Source organism: Microcoleus sp. (genome assembly GCF_049646505.1).
GTDB lineage: Bacteria > Cyanobacteriota > Cyanobacteriia > Cyanobacteriales > Microcoleaceae > Microcoleus.
On the sequence record NZ_JBARVX010000241.1, the window covers coordinates 21561 to 30080 of the forward strand.

At 47.2% G+C, this 8520-nt stretch carries 8 protein-coding genes; 6 read left to right on the forward strand and 2 right to left on the reverse strand.

Features of this window, described 5'->3' with window-relative positions; translation table 11 throughout:
• Positions 1-16: 16 nt before the first annotated feature.
• From WBA89_RS12990 to WBA89_RS13005, 4 genes are all read left to right on the forward strand, one after another.
• Entirely contained in the window at positions 17-259 is a 243-nt protein-coding gene (locus WBA89_RS12990) for a CopG family ribbon-helix-helix protein (RefSeq protein ID WP_424406980.1), read from the forward strand.
• Complete coding sequence (locus tag WBA89_RS12995) at positions 249-530, forward strand: type II toxin-antitoxin system RelE/ParE family toxin (protein ID WP_333420777.1); 282 nt, start codon at positions 249-251, stop codon at positions 528-530. Before WBA89_RS12990 ends, WBA89_RS12995 begins: the two co-directional genes overlap by 11 nt.
• A 150-nt stretch (positions 531-680) precedes the next feature.
• Entirely contained in the window at positions 681-2267 is a 1587-nt protein-coding gene (locus tag WBA89_RS13000; RefSeq protein ID WP_424406983.1) for a family 10 glycosylhydrolase, read from the forward strand.
• A 219-nt stretch (positions 2268-2486) separates the two neighbouring features.
• Entirely contained in the window at positions 2487-3071 is a 585-nt protein-coding gene (locus tag WBA89_RS13005; RefSeq protein ID WP_424406985.1) for a Uma2 family endonuclease, read from the forward strand.
• 209 nt (positions 3072-3280) lie between these two features.
• Here the strand turns inward: WBA89_RS13005 and argF are convergent, their stop codons facing one another.
• Together argF and dusB are read right to left on the reverse strand one after the other, a co-directional pair.
• Complete coding sequence (gene argF, locus WBA89_RS13010; protein WP_424406995.1) at positions 3281-4201, reverse strand: ornithine carbamoyltransferase; 921 nt, start codon at positions 4199-4201, stop codon at positions 3281-3283.
• Between the two features lie 201 nt (positions 4202-4402).
• Positions 4403-5416, reverse strand: coding sequence for a tRNA dihydrouridine synthase DusB (gene dusB / locus WBA89_RS13015; protein ID WP_424406987.1), 1014 nt, complete (start codon positions 5414-5416; stop codon positions 4403-4405).
• Positions 5417-6018: 602 nt separating this feature from the next.
• On the opposite strand from dusB, the gene WBA89_RS13020 reads away from it, so the two are divergent.
• Both WBA89_RS13020 and WBA89_RS13025 read left to right on the forward strand, forming a co-directional pair.
• Complete coding sequence (locus tag WBA89_RS13020) at positions 6019-7611, forward strand: glucose-6-phosphate isomerase (RefSeq protein ID WP_424406989.1); 1593 nt, start codon at positions 6019-6021, stop codon at positions 7609-7611.
• 73 nt (positions 7612-7684) lie between these two features.
• Positions 7685-8398 carry a response regulator transcription factor gene (locus WBA89_RS13025; RefSeq protein WP_424406991.1) on the forward strand — a complete coding sequence of 238 codons (714 nt, stop codon included), beginning with the start codon at positions 7685-7687 and terminating at the stop codon, positions 8396-8398.
• Positions 8399-8520 lie beyond the last annotated feature (122 nt).

Sequence of the window (8520 nt, forward strand, 5' to 3'; positions counted from 1 at the left end):
ACAGCAAGAGGCAGCCATGAACCAAGAAAATGTGACGTTTCCAATTGATAGCGAAAAAAAAGAGGCGCTGAGGGCGATCGCTACTGTTATGGATCGGGATCTCAGTTATGTTTTGAATGAAGCGATATCTTCTTATCTGGAGATTTATCAATGGCTGCTCGATGAGATTAACAAAGGCGTTGCCGAGGCCGAAGCTGGAGACTTTGCCAGCGATGATGAAGTTCAAGCAGTTTTTGCCAAATTGACTAATGAAAATTAAGTGGCTGCGACAAGCTTTGCGAAATCTAGAACAGGCTCACGCATATATTGTCAAAGACAATCCAGAGGCAGCAAGGCAATTAATTTTAAGGATTCAGAGTGCAGCAGGTCAACTCGCAGAGTTTCCTTTTACGGGCAGAGTTGGTCGCGTAGAATCTACTAGAGAACTTGTCATTTCCAATACATCTTATCTGATCGTCTATCGAGTAAAAGAAGAAAGTGTAGAAATTCTCCGAGTCCTTCACACATCAAGAAAGTATCCAGAAAATTAGGTGATGTTTTCGATCGCCACTTGAGCTTATTTTCGTCCAAATTTGCACCGATGTGCGAAAATGTCAACCGGACTCTCAGACCAAAAGTCCGTAAAAGACAGTTCAACGCTCTCTCACACATTGTTCATGCGTAAACACAAAACATTCTTTTTGTCAAGCCTGTTCGCGATCGGCTTAACAATTAGTTTTCTGCTGATTCCCGGCTGGTTCTCAAACCTCCAAAACCGGGCTAACGCCACACTTCCCCCGCAAACCGCCGAATTTCGGGCTTTCTGGGTGGACGCATTCAACCCTGGTTTCAAAACGCCTCAAGAAGTCACCAAGTTGATTGCAGACGCACAGCGGGCCAATGCTAACGCGATCGTCGCCCAAGTCCGCCGTCGGGGCGATGCTTTTTACACGAGTTCGATCGAACCCCGCACCCTCGATCCCAACGTTCCAGCCGGTTTCGATCCCCTCCAAGATTTGATTGACAAAGCCCACGCCGCAGGCATTGAAGTCCACGCTTGGATGGTGACGCTGCCGGTAGTTTCGGGTAGCAAACTTCCCGCCGGTCATGTTTGGCAACAACACGGGCCTACTGCTTCTGGTAGGGATAACTGGGCGATGCTGACTTCCAGGGGAGAATCGCCCGGTTTCCTCGATCCCGGCCATCCAGACGCTTTAGATTATACTGTTTCCGTGTATTTGGACTTGCTGAAGCGCTACGGTGTGGACGGCGTGCAGTTGGATTACGTGCGCTACGGCGGGCCGAATTGGGGCTACAATCCTACTTCGATCGCCCGTTTCAACCAGCAAAACGGTCGATCGGGCAAACCCGCACCCACAGATCCCGCCTGGATGCAGTGGCGGCGCGAACAAGTGACAAATTTAGTGCGGAAGCTTTATGTAGAAGCGATGGCGATTAAACCGCGCGTGAAAATTACCGCCGCCACCATCGCCTGGGGAGACGGGCCGAAAAGCGATCGCGACTGGATGCAAACGCAACCTTACAAAGAAGTTTTGCAAGATTGGCGCGCTTGGCTGGAAGAAGGTATTCTCGACATGGCGATGCCGATGACTTACCAGCGCGAATACAAGCGATCGCAAAAACTCGCCTATGACAACTGGATCGAGTACGCCAAAAACCACCAGTACAACCGCCAAATTGCGATCGGCCCCGGCAATTACCTCAATTACATCGAAGACACTCTCTCGCAAGTCCGCCGCGCCGAAGCTCCCTCAGCCCTTGGGAATCACGTTGCGGGTACTGTGCTGTATTCCTACGCTAGCAGCAACCTGTACACCAACGTCGAACTGCGATCGGGCCGCAACAGCAGAGATTTACCCCGCCAGCCTTGGAAATACCTGCCGCAAAGCAATGATTGGTTTTACACCGCCCTCTCGCAGCCGAGTCAATACGTTGACGGCGCTACGGGCAGAACTATTCAAACTCAGCCCGTGTGGACAATGCCTGCAGCGGTTCCCGATATGCCTTGGAAGTCGCGGCCTACTGCTGGGGCGATCGCTGGAATGTTGCAAAAGTGCGAACGAACTTGCGACGGCGCGAGTTTGACTTTGCAGGCGATCGATGCTAGCAGCAAGGTGCGACAACTGCAGGCGGATGGTAAAGGATGGTTTGGGGCGATCGAGCTTTCGCCCGGTTCTTATCAGTTGAAAGTTGATGGAAATCAGGTTCAACAAACAGTTGATGTTGTCGCCGGTGAAGTTACAAAAGTGAATTTCGCCAGTTTGTAAACTTTCAACTTTAACTCGTCTACTCGTTACCAGGCAGAGCCTGGTAACGAGTTTATTTTTTTACCGCAGAGGGCGCAGAGGGCGCAGAGGGAGATCGGAGAGAGGCAAGAATTTAATCAGTTACGGGGCAATTCTTAAGTCGGTGAGTGAAGTAGGATTTACTCAGAAGTGGTACAATTAAATTATCCTGGATTGAAGTGCGCTATTGTCGGTGAAGCTATGTTAATCACAGAAGCCCCTTTCACGCTCCGCAAATGGACGGTTAAAGAATATCAAAAACTCGGAGAAATCGGGTTTTTTCACCCAGAGGAACGAGTCGAATTAATTGCAGGAAATATTCTCAAAATGAGTGCAAAAGGAACTGCCCACACTTCTGCCACTAGACGCACTGCGACGCTGCTGCGCGAACTTCTCGAAAACCTGGCTGCTGTCTATACTCAAGATCCGATCGCCCTTGATGACAGTTCCGAACCTGAACCGGATATCGCTGTAGTAGTCATCGATCCCTTGGACTACGCCACTCACCATCCGACTCCCTCAGAAGTATATCTAATTATCGAAGTGGCAGACAGCAGCTTGGCTTACGATCGCGAAGTTAAAGCTAAAATTTACGCGCGATCTCGAATTGCCGATTATTGGGTACTAAATGTAAATGACAGACAACTGCACGTTTTTAGAGAACCCGCTGATGATGAATATCAAAGCGAAGTCATTCTTGGGGAATTTTCTAGCATTTCACCGCTGCAATTTCCCGATTTTAATATCTCAATTGGGGAAATGTTACCACCGATTATATCAAATTGAAAAGGGCTGTATCAATTCTATTCATTTTTGAATTAGATTTTTTTTAACCGCAGAGGCCGCAGAGGGCGCAGAGAAAGAGAAGAGAGAAAGATAGAGATAATTGGCTTTTTTTTAACTCTTCAGTCCGCACAGGCGGACTTCGTTTGTGTAGACGCGGTTTCAACCGCCGATTCTTCTCTGATTCTTCTCTTCTCTTCTCTTCTCTATTCCTAATCGCTTTCGAGAATGCCGGCCAGCAAAGCTTGTTGAACGTGCATCCGATTTTCCGCCTGAACCCAAACGCGCGATTGATTCCCCTCAATCACCGCATCCGTAATCTCTTCATCCCGGTGTGCCGGCAAACAGTGAAGTACAATTGCATTGCGATCGGCAAACTCCAGCAATCGTTCATTTACCTGATAAGGCTCAAACAAAGGAATCCTGATTTTAGCTTCCTCTTCCTGTCCCATACTCGCCCAAACATCAGTATAAATTACTTGAGCATTCTTAGCCGCCGCTTCCGCATCAGAAGTCACTGTAACTTCTGTTTTTCCATTAGCAATAGCCTTAGCCTTTGCCACAATTTCAGGATTCGGGCGAAAATCTTCAGGACAAGCAATTCTGACATTCATTCCCGCCATAGCACAGCCCAACATCAGGGAATTAGCCATGTTGTTTCCGTCGCCCAAATAAGTTAATGTCACTCCTTCCAGCTTCCCAAAACACTCTTTAACTGTCATTAAATCCGCCAGCACTTGGCAAGGGTGTTCGTCATCTGTCAGGGCATTAATTACAGGAATTTTAGCATAATTGGCAAAAGTTATTAAATCCTTTTGCTCGAAAGTCCGAATCGCCAAAATGTCTAAATATCGGTCTAAAACTCTGGCTGTATCGACTAAAGGTTCGCCGCGGCTGACTTGCGTAACGTTGGGATTGAGGTCAACAACTTGCCCTCCCAATTTGTACATTGCCACCGTAAAACTTACCCGCGTTCGGGTTGAAGCTTTGGAAAATAACAAGCCGAGAACTTTAGTGCGTTTCAGCTTGACCATTCCCGATTTTAAACTGGCTGCTAAATCTAGCAAATAATTTAATTCGTCAATATTTAAATCTGCCAGACTTAATAAATCTCGCCCTTTTAATGAATCCATGCTTTCCCCCACACACAAATTTTTAACTGTGTATTGAATTTTAGCCCGAAGAGGCGGATTTTGTTTGTTTGAGCTTGCACCGTTCTCGATCGCGCAGGCTAGGAAGGCCTGTTGTGTCAAAGATTAGATTTTCTTGTGGGGCCAGCAAGCGAGCCCGCCCGTGAAAGGCTGATTAAAAATGGTGCAATATCTAAGTTTATTTCAACTTGCGGGCAATTGATCGATCGCCCGATCGATCCAATCGCAACCTTGCTCCACCGTTTCTACCACCGCCAACACCCCCCGCAATTCCCCAGCGCCTGGGAAACCTTTAGCATACCAGGTTAAGTGCTTGCGCGCTTGAGACACACCGCTTTGACCTTTATATTCCCACAAAGCCCGCAGGTGTTCTTTAGCACATTCGAGCCGTTCAATTGGTGTCGGAGGTATCTTTTCCACACCAGTTTTCAAGAAATGATCGACTTCTCCCACCAAAAAAGGATAGCCCAAAGTTCCCCGCGAACACATCACTCCGTCAGCGCCGGTTTCTTGGAGACAGCGCACCGCAGCTTCCACTGAAAAAATATCCCCGTTACCAATTACAGGAATCGATAAAACTTCCTTAACGCGGCGAATCCATTCCCATTTTGCCGGGCCGGTGTAACCTTGCGATCGAGTGCGACCGTGCACGGTAATCATTTTTGCTCCCGCATCTTCCATCCTTCGAGCAAATTCCAAAATATTAATTTCTTGGTCAGTCCAACCAATGCGAGTTTTAACAGTCACAGGAACATCTACAGCTTCCACCACCGCCCGCACAATTGCTTCGGCCGTTTCCGGGTCTCGCAGCAGCGAAGAACCGCCGCCGTTTTTAGTAATTTTGTTCACCGGACAGCCCATGTTAATATCAACAGTATCCGCTCCTTCTGCTACGGCTTTCTGCGCCGCTTCTGCCAAGAAATTCGGCCGGCAGTCAAATAATTGAATGCTAATCGGGCGTTCGTTTGGATCAATTTCCATAATTTTTGGCAATTGCTTCACGTAGTGCAAACCCGTAGCGTTTACCATTTCGGTGTACATCATCGAATCCGGGGCGTAGCGGCGCACCAAACGGCGAAATACTAAATCTGTAACGCCTGATAAGGGCGATTGCAGGACGCGGCTTTTTACTTCCAAATCGCCTATTTTGAGCGGAGTTGCTAATCTTTCTTTTAATTCTGGAGATAAAGTAAGCATAGTCGATCGCACTTTCATTCTAATATCTGTATATTCTACTACGTTTCAGTTAGCGCTGTTTATTGCCCGGAGATCCCCCTAACTCCCCCTTAAGAAGGGGGACTTTGAAAATACTCTTGTCCCCCCCTTCTTAAGGGGGGCTAGGGGGGATCAGTCTTAAGTGAACCGTATTGTTGTATATTATACTACAACTGTGATATTTGAGAGTTGTTCATTATATTTCTAGCCGATGATTGAGTGACAGCGAAAAGTATACTTAACAAGACTGCAATGTCTATTTTAAAGGGGACGTGGCTTAATTCGAGTATTGTCAAACCAGAACCCAAAGCCGAACCCAGACAACACTTAAATCTATTTGCGGCTATCACTTGACTTTATATCTATCTATGGGGCTTAGCCATCAATGGGCGATCGACCTACCAAAAATGCCGCCCAAGTCATATTTTTATTGTTGAATTCTGCCGAACCCAGCCTTTTGCCTTCCTAGGACAAATGCTTAAATTTTATTGGGATTCTGCAAAAACTATACATAACATCGTTTTAAACTACAATTGGTTGATTCCCGACGACGATCGAACATTATAAAAATTTTAGAGAATTCTATGGACGCCGCATCACTCTGGCAACGCTACCAAGACTGGCTTTACTATCACTCTGGATTGGGACTTTATCTCGATATCAGTCGCATGGGATTTGACGACGCTTTCGTAACAGCACTCAAACCCAAATTTGACAAAGCTTTCAAAGACATGGCAGCTTTGGAATCAGGCGCGATCGCCAATCCCGACGAACACCGCATGGTGGGTCACTACTGGCTCCGAAACCCCGATTTGGCTCCCACTCCAGAATTAAAACAACAAATAATTGAAGAGATAGCACAAGTCGAAGAATTTGTCAAGAAAGTTCAAAGCCGCGATATCAAACCGCCCTTTGCTCCCCAATTTACCGATATAATCTCGATCGGCATCGGCGGTTCCGCCCTCGGCCCCCAATTTGTCGCCGAAGCCCTATCCCCAGACATCCCGCCCCTAGCAATTCATTTTATCGACAACACAGATCCAGCAGGGATCGATCGCACCCTCAACAAAATCAAAGACAAACTCAGCAGCACCCTAGTAATTACCATCTCCAAATCCGGCGGCACCCCCGAACCCCGCAACGGCACCATCGAAGTTCAAAAAGCCTTCGCCGCCGAAAAACTAGACTTCGCCAAACAAGCAATTGCCATCACCGGCACAGACAGCCAACTAGACAAATTAGCCAAATCCCAAGGCTGGATTGCCACCTTCCCCATGTCAGACTGGGTGGGAGGACGCACCTCAGAACTCTCAACAGTAGGACTTTTGCCCGCAGCTTTGCAAAACATCGACATTCGGGCGATGCTAGACGGCGCTAAAGTCATGGACGAAGCTACCAGAATTCCCGAAATTAAAAACAATCCCGCCGCCCTTTTAGCAATGAGTTGGTATTTTGCCTGCAACGGACGCGGCGAAAAAGATATGGTAGTTTTGCCATACAAAGATTCTCTGCTATTATTCAGCCGCTATTTGCAGCAATTAGTCATGGAATCTATAGGCAAAGAAAAAGATTTAGAAGGCAACACAGTTCATCAAGGAATCGCAGTCTACGGCAACAAAGGCAGCACCGACCAACACGCCTACGTCCAGCAACTGCGCGAAGGCGTACCGAATTTCTTCCTCACATTTATCGAAGTATTGGAAGACAGGCAAGGCATTTCCCCAGAAGTAGAAACAGGCGTTACTTCTGGAGATTATTTGTCTGGTTTGTTGCAGGGAACTCGACAAGCTTTGCACGAAAATCACCGAGATTCAATTACTGTCACAATTCCCCAAGTCAACCCTCGGACAGTAGGAGCATTAATCGCCCTCTACGAAAGAGCAGTAGGTTTTTACGGTTCCTTGGTGAATGTCAACGCCTATCACCAGCCAGGGGTGGAAGCAGGCAAAAAAGCTGCCGCTGCTGTATTGGATTTGCAAAAACAGGTGCTGCAAATTATCAAAGACGCTCATGCACCTCTGTCTGTAGCAGAAATAGCCAAAAAAGCCGGAAAACCAGAGCAAATCGAGACAATTTACAAAATTCTGCGACATTTGGCAGCCAACGGGCGCGGCGTAGCTTTGGAGGGGAAATTAGCGCAGCCTGCTACTTTGACTACAAGCTATAAAGGAAGTTAACCAGTAGAATTAAAAAATTAAAAGTGAAATTACTCACTTTTAATTTTTTATGTTTAAGTTTTAATGTCCGCCCATGCCCTTAACGATTCTGGTTGCTGATGACGATTTCGCGACTCGCCTGTCGATTACCGATTATCTGGAAATTACCGGATATTCTGTAATTCCTGCTGAGAACGGCAAAGAAGCTTTAGGGTTGGTACAGGAATTTCAGCCCCACTTGATTGTTACCGACATTACAATGCCCGAAATGGATGGCTACGAATTTGTGCGGCGAGTTCGGACTCGTCCCGCTTTTCGTTTGCTACCGGTGATTTTTTTGACGGAACGCACGAGCACTGAGGAACGGATTCGCGGCTATCAGATGGGGTGCGACAATTTTCTGGCTAAGCCTTTTGAACTACAGGTGTTGGGGGCGGTGATTCGCTCTTTGCTCGATCGCTACGCTCTCATTGCTCAGGCATCTTCTCGTTCGGAATCAGAATCTACGTCAACAGAGGCACGCCACAGAGGCAACAACCACCCTGAATCCGATTTTTTAACTCAAAGGTCAGAAACTGGCGATGGCTATTCTCCCAGCCAAAATGCTCCGAATTTAACGCAGCGAGAGCAACAAGTGCTAGATTTGCTGACAGAAGGTCTTTCTAATATTCAAATTGGCGATCGGCTCCACCTCAGTCCCCGCACCATCGAAAAGCACGTCAGCAGTTTGTTCAGAAAAACTGAAAGCAGCAACCGAACAGAACTCGTTCGCTTTGCGATGGAACACCATTTAGTCAGTAATTGGTAATTGGGAATTGGGAATTGGGAATTGGGAATTGGGAATTGGGAATTGGGAATTGGGAATTGGGAATTGGGAATTGGGAATTGGGAATTGGGAATTGGGAATTGGGAATTGGGAATTGGGAATTG

Excerpts from the sequence above, each read along its gene's own strand:
- WBA89_RS12990 (WP_424406980.1), top strand. The coding sequence starts at position 17 with ATGAACCAAGAAAATGTGACGTTTCCAATTGATAGCGAAAAAAAAGAG.
- WBA89_RS13025 (WP_424406991.1), top strand. The coding sequence starts at position 7,685 with ATGCCCTTAACGATTCTGGTTGCTGATGACGATTTCGCGACTCGCCTG.
- WBA89_RS13005 (WP_424406985.1), top strand. The coding sequence starts at position 2,487 with ATGTTAATCACAGAAGCCCCTTTCACGCTCCGCAAATGGACGGTTAAA.
- WBA89_RS13020 (WP_424406989.1), top strand. The coding sequence starts at position 6,019 with ATGGACGCCGCATCACTCTGGCAACGCTACCAAGACTGGCTTTACTAT.
- argF (WP_424406995.1), bottom strand. The coding sequence starts at position 4,201 with ATGGATTCATTAAAAGGGCGAGATTTATTAAGTCTGGCAGATTTAAAT.
- dusB (WP_424406987.1), bottom strand. The coding sequence starts at position 5,416 with ATGCTTACTTTATCTCCAGAATTAAAAGAAAGATTAGCAACTCCGCTC.
- WBA89_RS12995 (WP_333420777.1), top strand. The coding sequence starts at position 249 with ATGAAAATTAAGTGGCTGCGACAAGCTTTGCGAAATCTAGAACAGGCT.